Genomic DNA, 25069 nt, shown 5'->3' with positions numbered 1-25069 from the left:
CATTCAATATTCCACATTACATTTCCGCTGAAAAGCCTGGTCACGGATAAAGATCATCGCCGGTCAAATATCGGACTAATTATCTAAATTACCTCTGGTTAAATCAATACTCAACCCTTATGACATCCGACACAGCAAAACAAACCGGCAGGAAAAAAGCGATAATGTCACTGTTGGTGGCAATGATCATCCTGGAGAGTTTTTTGTTTTTTACAGAATCGGGAGGCGATTGGGCAAATGGACTGATCTTTTTTATAGATGCCCAGATGAACCCAGAGGTGTTGATCTTTTTTATATTTCTTTTTGGTATCACTTATTTTTTGGGAGAAAAAGCCGGAACCGGGATCTTTGCGCAACCGGAGAAATATTTATCCGCCGGAACGAAGTATGGTCTGCTTACCAGCTTGATCATGATCATTTACTGGGCCATTGCTTACCTGGTGAACAATGGGTTTAATGTAACTTTTTACCAGATCATGCTGATATGGCCTGCTTTATTGTTAACAGCAGCTATAACATCCGGCTGGTTATGGGCGGCCTGGCGGATCATGCAGAATGTGAAGAAAAAAGACTTATGAAGAAAATAGTTGTAACAGAACGGGCAAAAGGTTTTATCAGTATTGTGTTTGTCATGCTCATATGGGGCAGTTCCTTTACGGTTACCAAAACGGTGGTAGCGGAAGTATCGCCTTACCTGTTTGCTGCACTGCGTCATATAGTGGCCTGCGGGTTGTTGTTGCCTTTTTATTTGCGGCAGCGAAGAAAAGTACCGCAGCCGTTGCCTTATAAAAGGCTGGCTGTAATGGGCATATTGGGCATTACCGTATACTATGGTCTTTTCAACTCCGCCATGCTTTATATCCCGGCATCCACCGGTGCGTTGGTAGAGGGGTTAATACCGGTGGCCATAGCCATACCGGCGGCATTGCTGTTAAAGGAGCATATTGGGGGCAGAAGTATTGCCGGTATCGTATTGTGTGTAACGGGTGTAGTACTGGTAGGGTTTGTGGGAAATACCGGTGGAAGCCATACCCTGCGGGGCAGCGTGCTGATGCTGCTGGCGGTTTGCTGCTGGAGCGCATATACTTTGTTGTCGAGAAGCCTGAAAGATACTGATACCCTGTTAGCCACCGCGGTGAGCACTTTTATAGGATCGGCCTTTTTAATGCCGGCCGCCGGCGTGGAACTGTACGCACATGGTATGCCGGAAATATCCGGGAAAGCATGGGCAGGAATTGTTTACCTCGGTGTATTTGCTTCTGCGCTGGCTTACTTTCTTTATAACAGGGCGCTGGAAAGTTTGCCTGCCGCCCAGGTAGGGAATTTCCTGAACCTGAACCCTGTGATCGGTGCGCTGATTGCTGTGATATTCCTGAAAGATACTTTTACGCCCTGGCAGATGGCCGGCGGCCTGCTGGTATTGGCTGGCATCTGGCTGAGTTCAAAACGGGTAAAGCAATAGATCGTTTCTGCGGTGATTAAAGCTGGTGATTAATGTGTTGTTGGTATGATGCAGACCGGCGCGGTAAAGTTGATTAATGACATGGATGCTGTAATTTTGCGGTGATTGAATCACCAGCAACTGTAATATGACCAACAGCACTGTTAAACTGCAAAGAATAAAGGACAGCAATATAGGAATAGCCACCCTGCTGGCTTTTGCCATGATTCCCATGTCGGGATTTGCCACGGATATTTATATTCCCTCCTTACCGGGCATGACAACCGCCCTGGGTATTTCCAACAGCCAGGCCCAGCTTACGCTGAGTCTTTTCCTTATCAGCTATGGCCTGTCGCAGCTTTTTATAGGAGGGCTGCTGGATAGTTTCGGGCGCTACCGGATTTCACTGGTGGCCATGTTTATCTTTTGCGCGTCTTGCGTTACCATTGCCAACACGCATAATATTTATGTTATTTATGCCATGAGGGTATTGCATGGTATTACCATTGCGGCCATGGTGGTGAGCAAGCGGGCTTTTATTGTAGACCTGTATGAAGGGGAGCAGCTAAAACATTATCTCAGTCTTTTTACGATCATCTGGTCTACCGGGCCTATAGTAGCACCTTTTATCGGTGGCTACCTGGAAGTGACCTTTGGTTGGGAATCGAACTTTTATTTCCTGGGTGGTTTTGCCACTGTGTTGCTGCTGCTGGAATTGATTTTCAGTGGTGAAACCATCCGGCATACCACGCCGTTTCATCCGGTAAAGATCCTGTCTATTTACTATACCATGATCCGTACCGGCAGTTTTACGCTGGGTATTGTGATGCTGGGATTGGCCTATTCCATGGTGATGGTATACAATATGTCCGGTCCTTTTATTATTGAGCATTACTTTAACCTGTCGCCTGTTATTACCGGTTACTGTTCCCTGTTCCTGGGTTTTGCCTGGATGGTAGGCGGATTTTTTGGCAAGGGGATGATCAATAAACCTTTTGTAAAGAAGATGAGCATTAATGTGGGGCTGCAGCTGGCAGCGGCGTTGCTGTTGCTGGCCACATTTTCCATGTACGGCGGGCTGTGGACCATACTGGTGTTTGCGTTCCTGGTGCATGTGGGCGCGGGCTTTACCTATAATAATTACTTCACTTTCTGTTTGCAGATATTCCCCAAAAATGCCGGTATTGCCGGCGGGCTTACGGGTGGTTTATGTTATGTGATCGTATCCATGCTGAGTTACGGCCTGATATATGCGTTGCCGGCGGAAGACGGCAGGCACCTGTCTTTTAGCTATATATTCCTGATCCTGGTGAGCGCAGTGGTGATGTACCGGGTGTTCCTGCTGTACCGGAAACGGGAAGCGGCGTTGCAGTAGAGTTACGGATGCATAGATGCGTAGGCAGTATTCTTGTTTCGAAGGTGCTGAGCGGGCGTTTTCTTTCTATCAGGTCTATCAGCAGTTCCGCAGCTATTTTTCCCATTTCAAAGGCCGATTGCCGGATGGTGGTGAGGGAGGGCGACAGCAGCTCAGGGGAGCTGAAGTTGCTGAATCCTGCCAGGGCCATTTGCCCGGGGATGTGTATGCCTTGTTCGTGCAACACGGAGAAACAGCGCATGGTGAGCCGGTCGGAGCCCACCAGTATGGCATCCGGTGGTGTATCCAGCGCCAGGAGCTCCCGGATGGCCTTTTCGGTTTCCGGTATATCGTTGCCACAGGCATTGCAGTACTTTATATAATGTTCATGTATGGGCAGCTGATGCGCCTGGAGGGCGTCCAGGTATCCCTGCAGGCGTTCCCTTGTAATAGAGAGGCCGGGGGCGCCGGTGAGGTGGGCAATGCGCCGGAAGCCGCGTTCCAGCAGGTGGGTGGTGGCGTTGAAGGCGCCGCCTTTATTGTCTGCAATTACGCGGTGGGTGTTGATGGCGTCTGTAACGCGGTCGAATAAAACAATGGGAAGGCCATGTTCATGAAGGCGTTGAATATGCCCGATATCGGCGGTACCGCCTGAAAGGGAGAGGAGCAGCCCATCTACCGCCCGACAGGAAAGGTTTTCCAGGTTTTTTACTTCCCTTTCATAAGATTCATCATTCTGGGTGATCATCACCAGGTAGTCCTTATTATAAGCGGCCGATTCTATGCCGCTGATCACTTCCGCATAAAAATTATTGGGAATACTGCTGAGGGCGATGCCAAGGCAGCGGCTTTTTTTATTCTTGAGGCTTTGCGCCATGAGATTGGGACGGTAGTTATGTTTGGCTGCATATTCCTTTACCAGTTGCTGGGTGGCATCGCTGATCTTGTAGCTTCCTTTCAGCGCCCTTGAAACCGTGGAAAAGGAAAGGCCCAGCGACCTGGCGATGTCTTTAATAGTGATTGGTTGCTTTATCATAACGAGGCAGTTAAAAATATTTTAAAGAGAGGCCATTGGCCTTTTAGGTTGTTCCTGTCTAATCCCTGTCCCCGGCGCATCCGCAAGGGAGAGCTGCTCTATCCGCTTCCATTTTACCGCTTTTATGCAAACGTTTGCCCTAATAAATTCACCTGTTGGCTATACCGGTTCAAATATAAGTGTTAATTTGACAGTTAAATTAGAAAATCAGTTATTGCGGACTAACTTTTTACAGTCTGCCGGGGAAGAGGAATGCCTGATTTCCTTTTTTTTTAGAACCAAGGCATAATCGATTAAGCTCAACCAGGTGTATAAGAAGATATCTATTCATGACATTGCCCGGCAATTAAATGTATCCTCCGCTACCGTTTCCTATGTGCTGAACGGAAAGGCGCAGGAGAAACGTATCAGTGCAGAACAGGAAAAAAGGATCCTGGCTTTTGCCCGGCAGGCCGGTTACCGGCCCAATATGGTGGCCAAAAGTTTGCGTACCGGCAAAAGCAAAACCATCGGTATGCTGGTGGAAGATATTGCGGATCCCTTCTTTTCAAGTATTGCCAGGGAGGTGGAGAAAATAGCCAGCAAGCTTGACTATAAGATCTTTTATTCCAGTACGGAAAACGATACGCGTATTACGCAGGCATTGATAAAGGTATTCAGGGACGCACAGGTAGACGGCTATATTATCGCGCCGTCGCCGGGTATTGAAGAAGATGTGCAGGCGCTGATCAACGACCAGCTGCCGGTGATCCTTTTCGACAGGTATTTCCCGGGGCTGCCAACGGTAAACGTGGTGGTCGATAATTTTAACGGGGCCTACCAGGCCAGCCGGCACCTGCTGGATCAGGGCTTCCGGCACATAGGTCTGGTAACGCTGGATTCCACCCAGGTGCAGATGAGCGACCGCCTCTCAGGGTACGCCGCTGCAATGGGGGAAGAGGGGTTTAAACCAAGGGTGCTGAAGATCCCTTATCGTCTTCCCCCGGAAAAGATCGCCGGGAAGATCAAATTGTTCATCAAACAAAATAAAGACATGAACGGTGTATTATTTGCCACTAACTATCTTGCCATCAGCGGACTGGATGCCATCAACAGCCTGCACAAAAAAATACCCGCTGATATGGGCATTGTAGGTTTTGATGATAACACCCATTTCTCCCTGTTTTCTCCTGCCGTTACCGCTGTTGCACAACCGGTGCGGGAAATATCCGAACAGGTGATGAAAATGCTCATGGCCGGCATGGCGGATATAGCCGGTACCTCCCGTGCAGCAACAGTGGTATTGCCCACCAGGCTTATTATCCGGGAATCTTCTTTACAAACAGGCAGCAAAAAGTATTTCTCTGTATAGGTAAATGCAAACGTTTGCTTAAAACCGTTACTTAATCGATTAATCACACGTTATCCAGGTATAATATTCACGTTACTGATAAAAAACTAAAACATGCAACCAACACTACATCCACCAAGGCTCCCGTATAAGAAGGGAAAGGGGTAACAGCCCATATTACCGCATCAATTGATTTATTTAAAAATAAAAATATCCCGTTATGAAACGATTTTACAACCATGTCGTTTTCCTTTGTATACTGCCCTGCATTTTACTGTCGGGTATTCCTTCCCTTGTTTTTTCACAGGATCATAAAACGGTAACAGGCACCGTATCTGATGCTGTAAAGAATGAACCCGTGATAGGCGCCACCATCCGCGTAAAAGGAGCCAATACCGGCGCCGCCACCGATGTGAACGGTCGCTTCAGCGTTAAAGCAGCAGCTACAGACGTGCTGGTGATCAGCAGCATAGGATTTAAAACAATAGAACTGCCCGTGGGCAACCGGAGCAATATTGCCATTCAACTGGCTATAGATAACGGCAATATGAATGAAGTAGTGGTGGTAGGCTACGGACAGCAGAAAAAAGCCACCTTAACAGGCGCCATTGCTACTGTGGATTCAAAAGTATTCCAGGACCGCGGCGTGGTATCCAACCCGCTGGCATCCCTGCAGGGGCAGGTACCGGGCGTTATCGTTACACGCAGGGCCGCCGCTCCCGGACAGGAAGGCTGGAACTTCCAGATGAGAGGCGCCACTTCTACCAACGGTACGGAACCACTGGTGGTAGTGGATGGTATTCCCATGCAGGGCATAGGCGTGCTCAATTCTATCAACCCTTCGGATATAGATAATATGTCGTTCCTGAAAGATGCGGCAGCGGCCATCTACGGCGCACGCGCTGCAGGCGGCGTAGTACTGATCACTACTAAAAGGGCTAAAGCCGGGCTGCCTTCTATCCAGTACAATGGCTCTGTATCGCAAAAAAGAATGGGCCTGAAACCTACCTTCCTCAACAGCGATCAATACGGGCAATACCTGCTCCAGGCCATCTCCAATGCCTCTACCGGCGGAGTACCGGATGAAAACTGGATCTGGACCAAATATGCAAGGGCATGGATCAACCGCCCGGATAGTTTGTTCATCGATAAAAATACGCCCGAATACCTGGCTGGCGGTGAAACCATTGGCTTTACTGACGTTAAAGACTATACGTTTTTTGATACCAATCCTATAGATATCCTCTGGGGCAACGGAAGGGCCTTGTCTACCCAGCATGATCTCAGCTTGTCCGCCGCTACAGACAAAATGGGCTACCGCTTATCGCTCGGGTATATGGACGATGGCAGTATGCTCAAATGGGGACAGAACTCCAATAAACGTTACAATGTGCGCTTTACGCACGACTATACCTTTTCGCCCTGGTTTAAAATGCATACCAATGTTTCCATGGAGAAGAATGATGTGGTAGTGCCTACCCGTCAGGGAGAGATCAACTACGGCTCACAGCCCGGTTTCCCGGTGGCTACCATTCATGGTAAACCATATGCCTGGGGCACGCAACCCGCCCGTAACTGGCTGCTGGAACTGGGAGGGGAGTCGAAAACATACAACAGCCGCGTGTTTGCCAATACCCGGCTCGACTTTACCCTTACCCCGGATCTAAAGCTGATAGGATCGGTTGGATATAACTGGACATCCATCGCCACAAAGAACCAGTATAAATCTATCTCCGGTATCTATAACTATTCAGAAAGCTATCAATACCTCGATAATCCTTCACAGGATCAATCTTCCTACACCAGGGGAGAACTGAGAGACGTTTATTTTAATACCAACGCTTATCTCGAATATAAAAAGAGATTAAAGGAAGCACATAACTTTTCCGTGGTAGCAGGTATTAACTATGAGCGGGATCAGAACAACTTTTTTTCCACCACCACCACTTACCTGGCCAGCAATGATGTGCCGGCGCTGAATCTTGGTCTTGGCGACAACACCACCCGCTCCAATACGGAAAACATTTCCGAATGGGCCATAGGGTCTGCCTTCGGCCGCTTTAATTATGCGTATAAGGATAAGTATCTGTTTGAAGCCAACGGCCGTTACGATGGCAGCTCCAGGTTTGATGCAGATCACCGCTGGAAATTCTATTCCGGTATTTCCGCCGGCTGGCGCATCTCCCAGGAAAATTTTATGCGCAATATAAAGTTTGTGAACGAGTTAAAACTGCGTGGATCAGTGGGTACGGTGGGCAATCAATCCGGCATAGGTTTGTACGACTACCTCGCACGCATTAATTTTGGCCAGGGCGGCATACTGGGCAACTACAGCTCACGCGCTGTGGTAGCGGGCCCCAGGGATACACTGGTAGGCCTGGACAGGACCTGGGAGAAAATACATAACCAGAATATAGGCGTTGACGTTACGGTGCTTAACAATCACCTGTATGGTACCTTCGATTATTTCTGGAAACAGAATAACAATATGCTCCTTCCGCAGGTATATCCTGCTGTACTGGGCACTGTAGCACCATCTGCCAACATTGGCTCGCTGAAGGTATGGGGCTGGGAAATGTCTGTTGGCTGGAGGGACCAGATAGGAAAAGTGTCTTATTATATCAACGGAACGCTCACGGATAACAGCAATAAGCTGGTGAACTATGGCGGCGCCAATATTGTCAGCGCAGGTAAGCAAAACCTGGAAGGATATGCACTGAACTCTTACTTCGGGTTTAAATATGATGGCCGTATCCAAACCGATAAAGAGGCTGCAGATTATGCCGCCCTGGTACCGGGAAGCAGTATTCCCAATATGCCGGGCGCTACCCAGATGATCAAGGGAATTAACCGTTATAAGGATATTAATGGAGACGGAAGACTCACCAATGCCGGCGCAAACCAGTACTTACTCGGAAAGAAAGACGCCAGCGGCAACCCCATTCCTGATGGAGATGTGGTATACCTGGGCAGAAGCGATCCCCGTTATGTATATGCTATCAACTTTGGCGGTGAATGGAATGGCTTCGATTTCAGTGCCGTATTCCAGGGCGTTGCCAAACAGCAGATCTATCGCCGCTCCGACTGGAGCACCCCGTTTGGTACCATCTGGCAGGGCCATGCAGACTGGTGGGTAGGTAAAACCTGGACGCCGGATAATCCCAATGCGGAATTACCCATTCTCACCACTGCCACCAACAAAGGATTTGGTAACTACGCTGCTTACAACTACCAGATCTCCGACTGGTCTATGCAAAACGGTGCCTATATCCGCCTGAAGAATATCGTGCTCGGCTATACGCTTTCACCTGAATTATCCAAACGGATAAAGATGCAACGGTTACGGGTATACGTATCTGCCAATGATATATGGGAGTTCACCAGGGTGGAAGACAAATGGGATCCTGAGCAAACCTCCGACGTAGCCGGTGGCGCACAGCGCTATCCTTTCTTCCGCCTGATCACTTTTGGTGTAAACGTTACTTTCTAGTTCCACAAAAAAAAGTATGCAAATGAAAAAGATCTCTAAATATATTCCGCTGATACTGGCAGGCTACCTGTTCTCTACTACGCCCTATGGTTGTAAAAGCGCACTGGACCTGGAACCGAAGGATGCCGTGCTGGACACCAATTTTTACCGCAAGCCCAACGATTTTAAACTGGCTGCAAATACTTTTTATAACTACCTGCGCTCTTTCAGTAATGGTAACGGAGATGGGCATGCAGGCTCCGACCTGAGCGCCGATCGTGGCGCCATTGCCCGCGGAACAAATACCATTGTTTCGAATGATAATAATTATAACGACGCCTATAAATGGATCCGTAATATCAACTACCTGTTGGCAAAAGCAAACGGGTACCCGAACCCGGCTGAGTTAAAACAATATGTGGCGGAAGCAAAATTTTTCCGGGCCTATGTATATTTTGATAAACTGTTCACTTCCTATGGCGGGGTGATCATAGTAAAAGATGTTTTAACCACCACTTCGCCTGAATTAACCGCCGCCCGTAATACACGCGAGGAAACGATAGATTTTATCATTTCTGACCTGGAAGCCGCTATCCCGGATCTGCCGCTGGAAGGAAGCATCGGCGATGCTGATAAGGGCCGCATCAGCAAACAAGCTGCACAGGCTTTCCTGGGAAGGGTTTGTTTGTACGAAGGCACCTGGCAGAAATACAGGAACGGGGATGCGGGAAGATATAACGCGCTGCTGAACAAGTCGGTCGCCAATTCCGATGCGGTGATCTCCAGCGCACAGTTCTCCCTGTTCAAGCCCGCCGTGCTGGGCGACTCTGCGTTGAAATACCTTTTTATCCTGGAGAACCAGAAGTCCAATCCTGCGGGTGTTACCAAAGCGCTGAACAACGAATACATCCTGGCAGTGCGCTATGAATCCAATAACCTGCTGAAAACAATACCCAACCAGATTTCCTTTGGGGCCCTGGGGGCAGATATGAGCCGTAAAATGGCTGATATGTACCTGTGCAGCGATGGCCTGCCGATCAGCAAAACGACAACGGATTTCAGTCGCGCTAAAATGAACTCCGAATACCAGCACCGCGATAACCGCATGCGTTACTTTATGATGGTGCCTGGTTACCTTTACTGGCAGAACGCCACCAACTGGCATATTAACTGGGACTGGAGCCCCGCGGATGTAGCCAACGCGCGCCCGCGGTTTGATCCCTGGGCCAACGATATTACCGCATACAATAACCAGCAATGGGCTGCAGAAAGGAAAGTGCCAAACAGCCAGGAAGGCTACGATTACCCGGTAATACGGCTGGCAGAAGTATATCTCAACTATGCAGAAGCTTTATATGAGCGCAATGGTATGATCTCCGATGCGGACCTGGACCGGTCGTTGAACCTGGTAAGGCTCCGTGTAAATGGCAGCATTAATATGCCTAAGCTGAGCAACAGTTTTGCAGCGCTGCACGGTTTGGATATGAAAGAGGAAATACGCCGCGAAAGGGCGGTGGAATTACAGGGCGAAGGTCAGCGTATGGATGACCTGAAACGCTGGCATATTGCGCATATTGAGCTTACAAAGCCATTACTGGGCGTACGTTGGACAGGTACTGAGTTTGCCGCCAAATACCCCAAAGCGCCGGCTCTTACCGCCGATGGAGATGTACTTGCCGACCCGGTGAGCGAAAGGAAATTTACAGAGAAGAACTATTTGATCCCTATACCGAGTAACCAGATCCAGCTAAACCCTCAACTTAAACAAAACCCGGGATGGGAATAACCATTTAATTCCATAGTTATGAAAACAAGTCCTGTTCTTTATAAGTGTATCTTTTCTTTCCTGTTGCTGTTAACCGGCATTTGTATCCGGGTGAGCGCACAGCCGTTTGTGCATCCCGGCGGGTTGCATACACAGGCAGACCTTGACCGGATGAAAACCAGGGTAGCGGCTGGCGCTCATCCGTGGATAGATGACTGGAACCGGTTAATAGCAGATCCGCAGGCGCAGAACACCTATACGGCTTTGCCCCGCGCCAATATGGGCGTTAGCCGGCAACGCGCTTCCGCAGATGCGCATGCGGCTTACCTGAATGCACTACGCTGGTATATTTCCGGGGACACCAGTTATGCCGATTGTGCCATCAGGATCTGTAACGGCTGGTCGGCTACGGTGAACCAGGTACCCACGGGAACGGATATCCCGGGTTTAAGCGGTATTCCCATATTTGAGTTTGCATTGGCCGGGGAGCTGCTGCGCATCTGTCCACGCTGGGCCCCTGCAGATTTTAACCGGTTTAAAGATATGATGATCACTTACTGGTATCCCGTATGTCATAACTTCCTTACCAATCATAACGGCGCTTGTATCACTAACTACTGGGCCAACTGGGATGCCTGTAATATAGGCGCTATCCTTGCCATTGGCGTATTATGCGATGATACCGCGAAGTATAATGAGGCCGTTACCTATTATAAAACCGGCGCCGGTGCAGGCAGTATTGCCAATGCTGTATACACGCTGCATCCCGGCGGCCTGGGGCAGTGGCAGGAGAGTGGGCGGGACCAGGAGCATGCGCAACTGGGCGTAGGCCTGCTGGCCAGCGTTTGCGAAGTGGCCTGGAACCAGGGATTGGATCTTTACAGCTACGATAATAACCGCCTGCTGGCAGGCGCCGAATACGTCGCCAAAACAAATCTCTGGCATGAAGTGCCCTATACGGCTTACAATAACTGTAAGAATGCCAACCAGCGATGGGTGTCCATCAACGGGCGGGGGAGGCTGGACGACCGGCCTATATGGGAAATGATCTATAATCACTACGTAGTGAGAAAAGGATTGAGCGCGCCCAACACAAAGGCCATGGCGCAGTTGATGCGGCCGGAGCATGGCAGCGCCGATCATTTCGGATATGGCACCCTGGCCTTTACACTGGATGCCGCAGCATCGGCTTACCCGCCGTTGCCCGCACCACCGCCGCCCACAGGGCTCACAGCTACCGCCGGCGTATCGCAGGTATGGCTGAACTGGACCGCCCCTCCGGGCAATGCAGCACAGGGTTACGTGGTGAAAAGAGCGGATACTAACGGCGGCCCCTATACGACTATCGCTTCCTGGACAGATAATACCACTCCTGCCTACCGTGATGGAAGTGTAACCAATGGCAACACTTACTATTACGTGGTGTCGGCCATTAACCAGTCGGGTACCAGCAGTGAAACAGCCCCGGTGAATGCCGCGCCACAGGCGGCTTCCGCCACCCTGCCTGCAGGCTGGAGCCGGCAGGACATAGGCAGTGGTATTACCGCAGGCACCAGCAGTTTTGCCACCGTAGCAGGTAATACCTTTATGCTTACCGGTGCAGGAACGGATATCAGCGGCACTGCGGATGCAGGCGCGTTTACCTATAAAAATGTGAGCGGCAATGCCATCATTACAGCAAGACTTTCCGCCCTGGGAGGATCGTTGCGTAAAGCGGGTATTATGATCCGCGAATCGCTGGATCCGGGTGCAAAAACATTATTCATGAAACTTGGGGATGCCGGTTGGCGGCAGGCTGCATTTGGTGCGCGTACCGCTACTTCCGGCAACATGACATGGACCGGCGGCAACGATTATACCTGGCTGCCCGCCTGGTTCCGGCTTAGCCGTAATGGCAACACGTTCACCGCCTATGAATCTACCGATGGTATTCACTGGCTGGTAGTGGGAACCGCCACTGCCAGTATGAACAACAGTTATTACATAGGTATGGCCGTAAGTTCCGGTAGCCTCACCACGATGAACACGGCTACATTCGATTACCTGTCGGTATCCGCCGCAGCGGGAACGGAGGCAGATGCATCGCTGCTGTATCCCAACCCTGCAAACGGTCATGAATTTTATGTACGAGTAAACAAGCCGTTGCTGCAACGTGATCTGCGTATATCCGTATACGATATAAACGGTAAAACGGTGCACAACCAGCTGATAAAAAAGAATGCATCCGGCGTAGTAACCGTGCAGCTGGATAAGCAGTTGCCTGCCGGTGTATATATGGTACAGCTGAATAAACAGCCGGCCACCAGAATTGTAATAAATCCTTTATAAAAGATGTATAGAAAAATCGTCAGCCTGGGTCTGTGCCTGTTTTCCGTGATAGCTGCCGCAGCGCAGGAGAACATTATAGAACAAAGCCGGGTAGTGTTACAGTCGCCCGATAAAAACTACGAAGTACAGTTTTACCAGCGGCAAAACGCGGAACAAAAGCGGCAGATGTACTATACCGTGAGCTATAAGCATACGCCGGTTATTCTGGAATCGTTGCTGGGCATACAGCTGGATAACCATCTCAGTGAAAATGCCATGGCACTGAAGGTAGACCGTCATGCCAGCTGGTGTGAGAACCTGGCAGTGAAAGCCATCAGTAAAAGAACACAGGATACCACCTGGGCGCCGGTGTATGGAGAAAGGACGCTCATCAGGGATCATTTCAACGAAGCGGTTGTTCACCTGGTAAAGGATGATAACCCCATCTATAATATGGATGTGGAGCTGAGGGCTTATAATGAAGGGATTGCCCTGCGTTACTTCTTTCCGGAAAATGAAAAAGGAACTTATTACCGGGTTACCGCAGAGCATACAAATTTTACTTTGCCGGAAGGAACGCAGGCATGGCATGCCAGCTGGGCGCAGGCGCCGTATCGCCTGCTGCCATTGAGCCAATGGCCGGATAACAGTGAGCGCCCGTTAACCCTGCAGTTACCCGGTGGAAAGTTTGTATGCCTCGCGGAAGCGCAGATGACAGATTATTCCAGGACTAAATTTACTTTGGATGAGCACAGGCCCAATACCATTGTAACCGCCATGCATGATCCTGCAGACCTGGTATCGCCGGTGGGCACGCCATGGCGTGTGATCATGGCGGGAGACAGGGCAGGGGATCTTATCGAAAATGATTTCCTTGTTTTAAATCTCAACCAGCCGTCGCGTGTAAAAGAAACCAGTTGGATCAAGCCGGGGAAGATTATCCGGGTAATGACTCAAACCACCGCCGATGCCATATCGTACATCGATTTTGCAGCAGCCCATCATTTGCAGTATATCCTGTTCGACTGGAAATGGTATGGCCCCGCATTTACTTTTACTTCAGATGTTACCAGGGTAGTGGCGCCCCTGGATATGCCGCGTATTATTGCATACGGTAAAGAGAAGAACGTAGGCGTATGGTTGTATGTAAATCAACAGGGACTGCTGGCACAGTCGGATTCGCTGTACCGCGTATATCACGATTGGGGAGTAGTGGGCGTTAAATTCGGTTTTGTACAGGTAGGGTCCCACCGGTGGACCACCTGGATCCAGGAGCAGCTGCAAAAGGCGGCGGAGAATAACATCATGGTGAATATTCACGATGAATACCGGCCAACCGGGGAGCAACGCACCTGGCCCAACTTCCTCACTGCGGAAGGCATCCGGGGCAACGAAGAGTTTCCCGACGCCACCCACAACACCGTACTGCCCTTTACCCGCATGATAGCCGGTCCCGGCGATTATACCATCTGCTATTATGATAAAAGATTAAAGACAACGCATGCGCACCAGCTGGCATTGAGCGTAGTGATGTACAGCCCGCTGCAAACGCTGTTCTGGTACGATAAACCGGCGCTGTATGAAAATGAGCCGGAGATTGAGTTCTTTGAAAAAGTGCCTGCCAGCTGGGATGAAACAAAGATACTGGAAGGTGCGCCCGGGCAGTTTATTACCACTGCCAGGAGAAAGGGCGCCGAATGGTTTATTGGAGCAATTACTAACAACAACGCACGTACGCAGCGGTTGCCCTTATCTTTTTTGAGCCCGGGAAAAAAGTACCTGGCCACTATCTATACAGACGATCCTAAAGCAGCTGCCAAAACAAAAGTGGGGATCAGAACGGTAAAGGTGACAGATGCTACGGTAATGGATATACGCCTGCAGGCTTCCGGTGGGCAGGCGGTATGGATACGCCCGGAGTAAATGAGCTGTATGAGCCGTATTATTGTCATTATCATCAGTTTGCTTTGTGCGTTGCCGTATAACGGTACGTACACACCGGAACTTTACAGAAGGAATTACATTTAAGTAACAACATAACGCATGAACAGAGTAAGAGCGGGTTTACTGATCATAGGCATGGTTGCTGCCTGCTGCATTGCTTCGGCACAAACGGGCAAACAAGGTCCGCACTTGTTTTTTACAGCGGAGAAGGTGGCCTTACTGAAACAGCGGATCCAGGCGGATACCTTTATTGCTGCCAACTGGAACGAAATATTACAGCAGGCAGATGGGGTAGTACAGGGAGGGAATGCAAAGGGAAAAATTGATTATCTGGCGCTGGTTTACCTGGTAACCGGTAAAAAAGAATATGCCGGAAAGATAAAGGAGTATTTGCTGCAGCTATGTTCCAGGCCATCGTGGACCGATCCGTCCATGATGCAACGGGACCCGCCATGGACCTCGGATCTGGGCACGGCCGATAACTGCTGGGTAACCGCCATCGGCTACGACGCCATACGGAATGTACTTACAAAAGAAGAACGCAACATCATCACCGGCGGCCTGGTGCGCATGGGTATATTGCCTGCGCTGAACGACTGGATCTTCCCTGAAAAAAGAATTCATTCGCTGAACTCTATGGGCCACAACTGGTGGTCGGCCTGCGTTGGAATGGCCGGTGTAGCGGCATTGGCCATTCTCGAAGATGAGCCCCGCGCCGCCGGCTGGGTGGAAACGGTGAACCAGGCCATGATAGAATGGTTTTCCTTTAACGGCGATGAGCTGCATTTCAAGCCCCGGAGCTGGGATGAAAAAGGCGCTATGTATGAGAGCGTGAACTATGCGGCTTTTGGTGTATCTGAATATTTGTTTTTCCGGCTCGCCTGGGAAAATACCTATCCGGGCAAACAGGCGCCGGTGATCCCCGTGCTGGATAAGGTACCCGGTTATTTTATGCACGTGGCCTATCCCCGCACGGGTATGCTGTATTCGCTCAACTTTGGCGATGGGGGTATGACCGCCGCAGGTGAGCGCCCGGTGAAATTGTTATACGCGATGGGAGATCATCATACCAATAACCTCTGGTATTTATCACAGATAGAAAAATTCCAGCACCGGGAAGGCTTGTTTGTAAATACGCCTATTGGTATCACCTATCAGCCGGATATGCGCAAAGCGCCTGCTGTGCCCGATCTTTCCACATCGGAAATTTTCAGTACCATTGGCTGGGCCAGCCTGCGCAATTCCTGGAAAAAGGATGCCACCATGCTGGGCGTTAAATCAGGATACACCTGGAATCATTCCCATGCAGATGCCAACTCATTTATTCTGTTTCATAAAGGGGAAGCCATCATCAAAGATCCGGGTAACAGCGGGTATGGATCTGATGAATATGCGGATTATTTTTTCCAGAGCCAGGCGCATAACGTGATCCTTTTCAATGGACAGGCACAGCCTGCAGAGCAGCAGTATTATGGCTCACCGGAGAAAGGCCATCTCAGCAACCTGCTGGACGGAGGTCATATCAAGTATATTTTGTCTGACGCCACAGGTCCTACTTCAAAAAATTTCACCCGCAATTTCAGGCACTACCTATGGCTGGATAAAGTGATCCTGGTTATTGACGATGTGAAAACATATAATACCGGGAAGTTTGAATGGCTGCTGCATCCCGGTGGCGATGCCCGTAAAACAGGCATGGACATCAGTATACAGAACAATAATGCCGCCGTGCTGGTAAGGCCACTCTTCCCGGAAACACTGATACAAACAGGCTATAATCATGATTTCCCCGAGAAGATGAAGCTGGTGGCAAGAACCGCCCCGCAGGCAAAGGATCTTACCAAAACAGAAACTTATTTCTCAATACAATACCCGGAAGAAGTGAGGCAAACAAAGTTTGTTACCGCCATCATTCTGAAGGATTCTGTAAATGATAATAACATTCCGCAGATTGAACGGATTACGGCTGCAAATTATCTTGGCCTGCGTATCCGGCAATCCGGGAAAGTAACAAATGTGTATTTGAACCTGCTGGCGGATGGAAGGAAGATGCACCTGAACAGCTGCAACAATATGGGTGGATGGGATACAGATGCTTACCTGCTTGCCCTTACATGGGCGGAAAATAAGGATACCGGTAAGCCGGAAGATCTGCAGGATCTTTTTGTAGGCTATGGCAGTTATGTAAGAAAGGAACAGCAGGTAGTGTATGAATCTTTATCGAAATTATCCGGTATAGTAAGTTATGGGAAGAATAATATTGCGGCGCATTTCAGCGGCCAACCCTATGCACGGATAGGGATATTTAGTGCGCGTGAGCCGGGTGCGTTTTCCCTGAACGGAAAGAAAACTGTCATTAATTATCAGCCGTCGCTGTTTACTTTTTTACTGAAAGAACAATAATGAAAAGAAGCCTGGTTGTGGTGATGCTCTTTGTTTTTTCATGTGTGCAGCTGCACGCACAGGAATGGCAGTGGAGTATACCGGTAAGGAGTATACGAAAAAATAATCCACGCGCCTGGCTATGGGTCCCTCCTGCGTGTAAGCAGGTAAAAGGGGTAGTGGTAGCGCAGCATAATATGGAGGAAATTGCTATCCTGGAAGATCCTGTTTTCCGGGAGAAATTATCAGCACTGGATTTTGCAGAGATATGGGTATCACCACCGTTTGATCATCTTTTCCGTTTTAATGAAGGTGCGGGTGAAATATTTGATTCCATGCTGCTGCGTCTTGCGGAGGTTTCCGGTTACAGGGAGCTGGTAACTGCGCCGGTGGTGCCGCTTGGACATTCCGCCGCTGCCAGCTGGCCTTACTATTTTGCCGCATGGAAGCCGGAGCGCACATTGGCGGCTATCTCGGTAAGCGGGCAGTGGCCTTATTTCCGTGATGCCACCTTTGCGCCGGATATATGGGGTAACCGTAACATTGATTTTGTACCTTGTCTGGAAACGATGGGAGAATATGAAGCGGCAGATACCTGGAGCGATGAAGGCTTAAAGGAGAGAGAAGCGCATCCCCGTTTGCCATTGAGCATGCTGGCTTGTCCTGCTGAAGGGCATTTTGCCTCCACCACTGAAAAGGCTGCCTACATTGCCTTTTTCATTGGCAAAGCAGTACAATACCGCATGCCCGGCGGCTATAACGGGCAGGGCTATCCGCAATTGCAAAAGACGGATCCGACCCGCAGCGGGTGGCTGGCGGACCGGTGGAGAAAGAATGAAGCGCCGCGATGGCCGGCTGCTCCTGTGGCGGAGTATACGGGCAACCCCGCGGAAGCTTTCTGGTTTTTTGATGAGGCTACCGCCAGGGCTACCACTGTTTATGGCGCGCGTTTCCGTAATGGAAAGCCTCAGCTGGCAGGCTTTGTGCAATCAGGAAAAGTGGTGCCGCAGCGCAATACGCATCAGCAGGTGGATCTGCAATTTATACCGGGGAGTGATGGCATCAGTTTTTCGGTGCAAACCGCTTTCATGGATACAGTGCCCGGTGGAAGCCCGCGGCTTACAGCGTGGACCGACTTGCCCGTAGGGGCGCCATTGCAGCATGCAGCAGCAGAAAATACAGGCGTAAGGGTTATATCCGGTCCGGCTGTGGAAGCAGGCGCCCACCGGTTCAGGCTACAGTTCCGCCCGGGAATGCTTCCTGACACCGGCCGCTATGACATATGGCTGGCGGCGGAACATCCCGGTGATAGCGTGTTTAAGCCCTCTGTGCAACAGGCGAAGATGACAGTGCCGGCTATACTTACCGGTGGCCGTGCGCAGCATATCCGCTTCGATGCATTGCCGGATACCCGGTATCATCAAAAAGGGATTGCTTTGAAAGCGGAGTCTGATGCAGGTTTACCCGTACAGTTTTTTGTAATGGAAGGACCGGCCCGTATCCTGGATAACTGCGTTTACATAACGCCATTACCGCCCCGCAGCAGGTTGCCCGTGAAGGTAACCATTGGGGCGTGGCAATATGGTATAAGAGACAGTATTAACACGGCGGTACCCGTTTACCGTAGTTTTTATATCACCAGCAATAAATGATCATGCAGAAGCACCTGTTACCGTTTTTTATCCTCCTGTTGCTGTTACCGGCCCTGCCGGGAAATGCACAACAGGATACCCTGTTGATGAGCGTAGATACCCGCAAAAGTAAAGGGCCGTTAAAACCAATATGGGCCTGGTTTGGCTATGATGAGCCTAACTACACCTATATGAAAGACGGGAAGAAATTGCTCACGGAAATTGCCGCGTTAAGTAAAGTGCCGGTATATGTGCGCGTACATAGCTTACTGGTAACCGGCGATGGTACCGCTGCATTGAAATGGGGATCTACCAATGCATATACCGAAGATGCCAGCGGCAACCCGGTATATAACTGGACCATTATAGACAGGATATTCGACACCTTTATAGAGCGGGGTATGAAGCCCGTTGCACAGGTGGGTTTTATGCCGGAAGCGCTGTCGGTAAAACCATCGCCTTACCGGCATCACTGGCAACCGGATAAGCAGTATAACGATATATTTACCGGGTGGGCCTATCCTCCGAAAGACTATAAGAAATTTGCCGCACTGGTATATGAATGGGTAAAGCATTCCGTAGCGCGTTATGGAAAAGCGGAAGTGGAAAGCTGGTACTGGGAGTTATGGAACGAGCCTAATATCGGCTACTGGAAAGGCACTACAGAAGAGTATATCAAGTTGTATGATTACACTGCCGATGCTGTGAAACGTGCATTGCCCACTGCCAGGATAGGCGGACCGGAAGTGACCGGCCCTAATTGGGATGTGGCTGCGAAGTTCCTTAAAACTTTCCTGGATCATGTGGTGAGCGGAAAGAACTACGCCACGGGAAAAACAGGCGCACCGCTGGATGTGATCACTTTTCACGCCAAGGGCGCGCCCAAGGTAACAGATGGGCATGTACAGATGAATATGGCCGCACAGCTGCGTGATATTGATAAAGGCTTTGAAATAATAGCAGGTTATCCATCGCTGAAAAAGCTGCCTGTTATTATCGGTGAATCAGATCCCGAAGGATGCGCGGCATGCTCGGAAGCATTTCACCCATCCAACGCTTACCGTAACGGCACTATGTATTCCAGCTACACGGCGGCTTCTTTTGCCCGGAAATATGACCTGGCAGCGGCCCGTGGCATTAACCTGGCAGGCGCGGTGACCTGGGCCTTTGAGTTTGAAGACCAGCCCTGGTTTGCCGGTTTCCGTGACCTGGCCACCAACGGCGTGGATAAGCCCGTGTTGAATGTATTCCGCATGTTTGGCCTGATGCAGGGCAACCGCCTGGAAGTAAGCGGGCAAACGAATTACAATTACCGGCAGATCCTCGACAGCAGCGTAAGGGGAGCCAAAAGGGATGTGAACGCATTGGCTGCCGGCGATGAGCACAGTACCAGCGTAATGGTGTGGAACTATCATGACGATAATATCATTCCCGCACAATCATCTCCCGTAAAAATAAAAGTAAAAGGGCTGCCTTCCACACGCGTTTTACTGAAGCATTACCGGATAGATGCATCCCATAGTAACGCTTATGAAGTATGGAAGAAGATGGGATCACCGCAACATCCTGATGCTATACAAACAGCGCAGCTGGAACGCGCGGGACAACTGGAAGCCATCAGTTCACCGGAGTGGGTGCTTCCCCGTAACGGCGAAATTGTATTAAATACAGATCTTCCCGGACAGGGAGTATCATTGCTGCAATTAACGTGGTAACATTTAATTTTCCTGCGTAAAACCTGCCCTGCAGCTATTGCTGCAGGGCTTTTTAGTTATGTCGCAAACTCCCCTGATATTGTCTCGTTTTACCCTTTTTATTGGTAGTGAAGTAAATATCTTTGTGGCTGGTCAATTTTTACCGGCAAAAGATTTGGTTTTACCGGTAAAAAAAGGATACTGGCCGGAAAGGCTTTCTGTAGCGCATCTGCGGGATATATATTTGAAGCCCGAATGAAGGAAATTGGTTGCGGGAAGAAAAAAATATCCGCCAGATACATCGATATACAAAACCATCTATCTATATGCACACATCCAGAAAGGCCGCTATCAGTTTTATTTTCGTTACGTTGCTCATTGATGTAATGGGATGGGGATTGATCATCCCCGTGATGGCAGATCTTATTGCACAGTTAAAACATATCCCCGTTAATGAGGCCAGCACTTATGGAGCGCTGCTGTTGTCCGTTTTTGCGATCACCCAGTTTGTATTTTCCCCTGTGATCGGAAACCTCAGTGATAAGTATGGACGCCGTCCTGTTTTATTGCTTTCCCTGTTGGGCTTCGGGATCGATTATATTATCCTTGCGCTGGCGCCGGCCTATGGCTGGTTGTTTGCCGGACGTATTATTGCCGGTATCACCGGAGCCAGCTTCACTACAGCCACTGCCTATATTGCGGATGTAAGTACTGATGAAACATCCAGGGCGAAAAATTTTGGATTGATAGGCGCTGCATTCGGGCTGGGATTTGTGCTGGGCCCCGCGCTGGGCGCATTGCTGGCCAACTGGGGCATCAGGGCGCCTTTTTATGCGGCCGCCATATTGTGCCTGGTAAACTGTATCTGGGGATACTTTTTCCTGCCGGAATCGCTGGGCAAGGACAACCGCCGTCCGTTCGACTGGAAACGGGCTAACCCTTTCGGGTCACTGAAATTTCTGACACAACACCCGGAAATAGGGGGACTGGCATTCGGATTTTTCCTGATCTACCTGGGTGCACAGGCGGTGCAAAGCAACTGGAATTTCTTTACCATTTATAATTTTCACTGGAGTGAAAAAATGGTTGGTATTTCCCTGGCTGTGGTAGGCGTGCTGGTAGGCGCAGTACAGGCGGGATTAACCAGGGTAATTAACCCGAAGATAGGTAACGAAAAAAGTATTTACCTCGGCTTATCGCTTTACACGCTGGGACTGGTATTGTTTGGCTTTGCCACGCAGGGCTGGATGATGTTCGTGTTCCTGATCCCTTATTGCCTGGGCGGGATCTGCGGGCCTTCTTTACAATCGGTGATATCCGGTCATGTGCCTGCTAACCAGCAGGGAGAGCTGCAGGGAGCACTTACCAGCCTGATGAGTCTTACCACCATTATTGGACCGCTGATCATGAACGGCGCCTTTGCCTATTTTACTTCTGCGAAAGCCCCGTTCCACTTGCCTGGTGTACATTTCCTGATCGGTGCAGTATTTATATTGCTCAGTATTGTTATTATTTACAAGGTGCTTTCCCGTGAAAAGAAAGAGCATCCTGAATTGGCTGAAGTGCTCAATAAAGACCTGAGCAGTACGCCAATGCACTAATGGGAGCGGGCATACTATATTTGTATCAGCAAACAGGACTGGCTACTATAGCCAGTCCTGTTTGTTTTTATCCGGGAGATAAAGTGCGTTAGATTGTTAACACTGAATACCCTAAAGTGATCAGGGAAAGCTGATCACACTGTTAGACAACGGAAACTCCGCGCGCAGGGGTTGAGAAAGCTGCCTGTACGGTTGTTTACCAAATTCGTTAAAGTCGGGGATAGCACCTGATACTGTAAATTGCTCAAATACAAAGGGAAGTCCCTCTGCACCAAGCGGTGCATCAGCAGAAGCTACATGCAGGTGAAGGTGTGGCCCGGTGGATTGCCCGGTGAAGCCCAGCTGCGCAATGGGAGTTCCCTTTTTTACCCGTTGACCTGCTTTTACCACTATGCTTCCCGGCTGCAGATGCTCGTAAAATACGTAGGTGTTTTCTGCTATTTTCAGGGAAATGTAGTTGCCGGTAGCCAGGTGAGCAGCATAGCCGTGGTGGTGGGATATAACACTGCTTTCAGGGAAATCAGTTCTTACCGTGCTCACAATACCATCTGCCACAGCCAATACGGTGGCGCCATAGCCGTGCCAGTTAGTGATGGTGTCTTCATTGCCGCGGGCGAATTTGCCGGTGCTGTCAAGTTTTACAAAATCAATGGCAAACCTGCCGGGGATGCGTGCCACGCCATCCTTTACAAATATAACCCGCCGATGCCCCCTTGCCCAAGCAGGGTCGTAAACAGCGGTCCATGGCCCGCCTCTGAGTGGTGCTCCAAGTGCAATGACCGGTCCGGTTGCCGGTTGGGTAACTGCGCCGGTAATGGTAAATGTGTTGGTGGTATCACCGCCGTTATTTCTGAAAGATACCCGGTGGGTTATTTCAGCCGGTACTGCGTTGCCGGCCAGGGAATACTCCAGGAACACTATAGACACATTGCCGGGAGGCAATATCGCAGCAGCTGCTTTCTGTGCGGGAGAATAAAGCCGTGCCGACAGATCATTCCCTTCTAAAACCTTCAACGTAATCCCCGCCTTTGCATCCTGCGCTTCAAGTTTTGTAATAAGCAGGGCTCCGGGAGAGAAATTGGTAAGATGTATTTCGTAGCAGTACATTGGATGACCGCCGCTGATAACCGGTTGGGGAGGTTGAACCACTTTTATTTCCAGCCCGGGTGGCAGTGCAGGAATGCGGTTGTCCTGCGCCCGGCAGATAAAAGTTACCAGGATGAAAACCGGGAGTAAAAATAGCTTATGGTTTGACACAGTACTTATTTGTATGAAAAGATAAGTAACATCTGTTGGAAATATTGCTGATCATATACCGGTAATCATCTAAATACAAAAAAAATCCGCATGACGTAGTAATGCCGTAGTGCAGAATACGGGTTCTTTAGCGCTAACTGCTACATTTGAAAAGTCGACACCCACATTTCTTTTCAACCAAAAAAACTACCCGTATGAAAGCATTTTTAACACTGTTAGCCTTTCTTCTGATCTGTACTTTTAACACTTATGGCCAAGCCCCTTTCCGCGTTATCGGGTACATGCCATCCTGGGCAGGTAATGTAAACCAGGTGCAGTACAGTAAACTTACCCATATCAATTACGCATTCCTGCTGCCTACCAGTACCGGCGGCCTGCAGGCGATCGACAACCCGGCAAAGCTGCAGAGCCTTGTAAGCACGGCGCATGCCAATAATGTAAAGGTGCTGATCTCTGTAGGGGGCTGGAACAATGGCGACGACAGTGGTTTTGAATCGCTGGCGGCCAACAGCACCTACCGGAATAACTTCGTTACTAATATGATCAACTTCGTTAACCAGTATGGGCTCGACGGGGTGGATATTGACTGGGAATACCCGGACCCAGGCGCATCGGCCAATAATTATATTACGCTGATGACGCAGCTCAGCACCGAAATGCATAACAGGGGTAAGCTGCTTACCGGTGCCATTGTAGGTACCGGCGGCGCCAGTATCCTCAGCAGTGCATTTGCACTGGTGGATTTCTACAACCTCATGGCGTACGATTATAATAACTTCGATCACTCCACTTATAACTATGCCACCCAGTCGGTCAGCTACTGGCGCGGCCGCGGATTGCCGGCTTCCAAAACAGTGCTGGGCGTACCGTTTTATGGCCGGCCTACCTGGGAATCCTATGCGCAGCTGCTGGCCCGGGGCGCAAACCCTTATGCAGATGTATTTGATAATGTAGGCTACAATGGTATTACTACTATCAAACAAAAAACCAACCTGGCCTTCGATCAGGGCAGCGGCGTAATGATATGGGAGCTGTCGCAGGACGCTACCGGGGCCAATTCGTTGTTGTCGGCCATTCATGAGGTAGTGCTTACACGCACCAATAACCCCGGCGGTAATGCTCCTGTGGGCCAAACCATCTGGCTGCGTGGCAACAACAACCTGTATGTAAGCGGGTGTGAGAACGGTACCCAGGCTATGAACTGCAACCGCGCCAGCGCGCAGGGATGGGAACAATTCACCGTAGTAGATGCCGGCGGAGGCAAAATTGCCTTACGCAGCCAGGGTAAATATGTATCGTCTGAAAACGGGGCGCAGCCCATTACCTGCAACCGCAGCAGTATACAAGACTGGGAAAAATTCACCTGGATCAGCAACAGCAATGGCACCGTTTCATTTTTATGCAATAACGGCGGTTATATCTGTTCTGAAAACGGGACCCAGGCGATGAGCTCCTGGAGAACAGCCATCGGCGCATGGGAATCATTCAATTATGGAGTGGTGAGCGGACTGGCAGCCATCAGCAATACCACCGCCGCCACAGCAGGCACGCATGGCGCCATACCGGAAGAAACGGCCACTGCTGCCATCAACGTATATCCCAATCCCATTGCGGCGGGCAGCACTTTCACCGTTACCCTGCAGCATTATAACCCAAAGGCGCCGGTGAGGGCCACCCTGGTGAACGCGGGTATGCAGCCGGTGATAGTACAGCAACCCAATGCAAAGAACTTTACTGTAAATACCGGCAGCATCGCCGGAGGCACATATATCCTGGAAGTGATGCACGACAATAAACGGCTCGTGAAAAAGATCATTGTCCAATAACCCTCCTGATGATAAAACCTATTTTCTCACCC

16 protein-coding genes are annotated in these 25069 nt (G+C 49.9%); 14 read left to right on the top strand and 2 right to left on the bottom strand.

The genetic code is table 11. The features are described 5' to 3' along the window. Nucleotides 1-119: 119 nt before the first annotated feature. The 3 genes from ABIE50_RS21980 to ABIE50_RS21970 all read left to right on the top strand — a co-directional run bounded on the left by ABIE50_RS21980 (nucleotide 120) and on the right by ABIE50_RS21970 (nucleotide 2816). On the top strand, nucleotides 120-578 hold the full coding sequence (locus ABIE50_RS21980; RefSeq protein ID WP_209859629.1) for a hypothetical protein: 459 nt from the start codon (nucleotides 120-122) through the stop codon (nucleotides 576-578). Next, nucleotides 575-1462, top strand: a complete 888-nt coding sequence (locus tag ABIE50_RS21975) for a DMT family transporter (RefSeq protein ID WP_209859631.1) — start codon at nucleotides 575-577, stop codon at nucleotides 1460-1462. Before ABIE50_RS21980 ends, ABIE50_RS21975 begins: the two co-directional genes overlap by 4 nt. 127 nt (nucleotides 1463-1589) lie before the next feature. Continuing rightward, complete coding sequence (locus ABIE50_RS21970) at nucleotides 1590-2816, top strand: MFS transporter (RefSeq protein WP_209859632.1); 1227 nt, start codon at nucleotides 1590-1592, stop codon at nucleotides 2814-2816. Here ABIE50_RS21970 and ABIE50_RS21965 read toward each other — a convergent pair. Continuing rightward, a complete protein-coding gene (locus ABIE50_RS21965) occupies nucleotides 2728-3831 on the bottom strand; it encodes a LacI family DNA-binding transcriptional regulator (RefSeq protein WP_209859633.1) in 1104 nt (367 codons plus the stop codon). The genes ABIE50_RS21970 and ABIE50_RS21965 overlap by 89 nt on opposite strands. Before the next feature lie 307 nt (nucleotides 3832-4138). On the opposite strand from ABIE50_RS21965, the gene ABIE50_RS21960 reads away from it, so the two are divergent. From ABIE50_RS21960 to ABIE50_RS21915, 10 genes are all read left to right on the top strand, one after another. After that, nucleotides 4139-5182: a LacI family DNA-binding transcriptional regulator gene (locus ABIE50_RS21960; protein ID WP_209859634.1), complete on the top strand. Its 1044-nt coding sequence runs from the start codon at nucleotides 4139-4141 to the stop codon at nucleotides 5180-5182. Nucleotides 5183-5381: 199 nt separating this feature from the next. Beyond that, a complete protein-coding gene (locus ABIE50_RS21955; RefSeq protein WP_209859635.1) occupies nucleotides 5382-8651 on the top strand; it encodes a SusC/RagA family TonB-linked outer membrane protein in 3270 nt (1089 codons plus the stop codon). Nucleotides 8652-8673: 22 nt separating this feature from the next. Next, nucleotides 8674-10416, top strand: coding sequence for a RagB/SusD family nutrient uptake outer membrane protein (locus ABIE50_RS21950; protein ID WP_209859636.1), 1743 nt, complete (start codon nucleotides 8674-8676; stop codon nucleotides 10414-10416). An 18-nt stretch (nucleotides 10417-10434) separates the two neighbouring features. Further along, on the top strand, nucleotides 10435-12723 hold the full coding sequence (locus ABIE50_RS21945; protein WP_209859637.1) for an alginate lyase family protein: 2289 nt from the start codon (nucleotides 10435-10437) through the stop codon (nucleotides 12721-12723). A 3-nt stretch (nucleotides 12724-12726) separates the two neighbouring features. Next, complete coding sequence (locus tag ABIE50_RS21940; protein WP_209859640.1) at nucleotides 12727-14625, top strand: glycoside hydrolase family 97 protein; 1899 nt, start codon at nucleotides 12727-12729, stop codon at nucleotides 14623-14625. Nucleotides 14626-14745: 120 nt separating this feature from the next. Further along, entirely contained in the window at nucleotides 14746-17049 is a 2304-nt protein-coding gene (locus tag ABIE50_RS21935; RefSeq protein WP_209859642.1) for a heparinase II/III domain-containing protein, read from the top strand. Then, entirely contained in the window at nucleotides 17049-18680 is a 1632-nt protein-coding gene (locus ABIE50_RS21930; protein WP_209859644.1) for a hypothetical protein, read from the top strand. Before ABIE50_RS21935 ends, ABIE50_RS21930 begins: the two co-directional genes overlap by 1 nt. Before the next feature lie 2 nt (nucleotides 18681-18682). Beyond that, nucleotides 18683-20374, top strand: a complete 1692-nt coding sequence (locus ABIE50_RS21925; RefSeq protein WP_354028122.1) for a GH39 family glycosyl hydrolase — start codon at nucleotides 18683-18685, stop codon at nucleotides 20372-20374. A 79-nt stretch (nucleotides 20375-20453) separates the two neighbouring features. Next, nucleotides 20454-20612 carry a hypothetical protein gene (locus tag ABIE50_RS21920; RefSeq protein WP_209859648.1) on the top strand — a complete coding sequence of 53 codons (159 nt, stop codon included), beginning with the start codon at nucleotides 20454-20456 and terminating at the stop codon, nucleotides 20610-20612. A 67-nt stretch (nucleotides 20613-20679) separates the two neighbouring features. After that, nucleotides 20680-21954, top strand: coding sequence for a TCR/Tet family MFS transporter (locus tag ABIE50_RS21915; protein ID WP_142688394.1), 1275 nt, complete (start codon nucleotides 20680-20682; stop codon nucleotides 21952-21954). A 120-nt stretch (nucleotides 21955-22074) separates the two neighbouring features. On the opposite strand, the gene ABIE50_RS21910 is transcribed toward ABIE50_RS21915, so the two are convergent. Then, nucleotides 22075-23211 carry a peptidoglycan DD-metalloendopeptidase family protein gene (locus ABIE50_RS21910; protein ID WP_209859650.1) on the bottom strand — a complete coding sequence of 379 codons (1137 nt, stop codon included), beginning with the start codon at nucleotides 23209-23211 and terminating at the stop codon, nucleotides 22075-22077. Nucleotides 23212-23405: 194 nt separating this feature from the next. Between ABIE50_RS21910 and ABIE50_RS21905 the strand changes: the two genes are divergently transcribed. Continuing rightward, on the top strand, nucleotides 23406-25037 hold the full coding sequence (locus tag ABIE50_RS21905) for a glycosyl hydrolase family 18 protein (RefSeq protein ID WP_354028121.1): 1632 nt from the start codon (nucleotides 23406-23408) through the stop codon (nucleotides 25035-25037). Nucleotides 25038-25069 lie beyond the last annotated feature (32 nt).

This window comes from Chitinophaga sp. OAE865, assembly GCF_040546735.1.
GTDB lineage: Bacteria > Bacteroidota > Bacteroidia > Chitinophagales > Chitinophagaceae > Chitinophaga > Chitinophaga polysaccharea_A.
The sequence above is the reverse complement of the archived record's forward strand: the minus strand, read 5'-3'. Positions and strand labels throughout refer to the sequence as shown.

Excerpts from the sequence above, each read along its gene's own strand:
- ABIE50_RS21980 (WP_209859629.1), top strand. The coding sequence starts at position 120 with ATGACATCCGACACAGCAAAACAAACCGGCAGGAAAAAAGCGATAATG.
- ABIE50_RS21975 (WP_209859631.1), top strand. The coding sequence starts at position 575 with ATGAAGAAAATAGTTGTAACAGAACGGGCAAAAGGTTTTATCAGTATT.
- ABIE50_RS21970 (WP_209859632.1), top strand. The coding sequence starts at position 1,590 with ATGACCAACAGCACTGTTAAACTGCAAAGAATAAAGGACAGCAATATA.
- ABIE50_RS21965 (WP_209859633.1), bottom strand. The coding sequence starts at position 3,831 with ATGATAAAGCAACCAATCACTATTAAAGACATCGCCAGGTCGCTGGGC.
- ABIE50_RS21955 (WP_209859635.1), top strand. The coding sequence starts at position 5,382 with ATGAAACGATTTTACAACCATGTCGTTTTCCTTTGTATACTGCCCTGC.
- ABIE50_RS21950 (WP_209859636.1), top strand. The coding sequence starts at position 8,674 with ATGAAAAAGATCTCTAAATATATTCCGCTGATACTGGCAGGCTACCTG.
- ABIE50_RS21945 (WP_209859637.1), top strand. The coding sequence starts at position 10,435 with ATGAAAACAAGTCCTGTTCTTTATAAGTGTATCTTTTCTTTCCTGTTG.
- ABIE50_RS21940 (WP_209859640.1), top strand. The coding sequence starts at position 12,727 with ATGTATAGAAAAATCGTCAGCCTGGGTCTGTGCCTGTTTTCCGTGATA.
- ABIE50_RS21935 (WP_209859642.1), top strand. The coding sequence starts at position 14,746 with ATGAACAGAGTAAGAGCGGGTTTACTGATCATAGGCATGGTTGCTGCC.
- ABIE50_RS21930 (WP_209859644.1), top strand. The coding sequence starts at position 17,049 with ATGAAAAGAAGCCTGGTTGTGGTGATGCTCTTTGTTTTTTCATGTGTG.
- ABIE50_RS21925 (WP_354028122.1), top strand. The coding sequence starts at position 18,683 with ATGCAGAAGCACCTGTTACCGTTTTTTATCCTCCTGTTGCTGTTACCG.
- ABIE50_RS21915 (WP_142688394.1), top strand. The coding sequence starts at position 20,680 with ATGCACACATCCAGAAAGGCCGCTATCAGTTTTATTTTCGTTACGTTG.
- ABIE50_RS21905 (WP_354028121.1), top strand. The coding sequence starts at position 23,406 with ATGAAAGCATTTTTAACACTGTTAGCCTTTCTTCTGATCTGTACTTTT.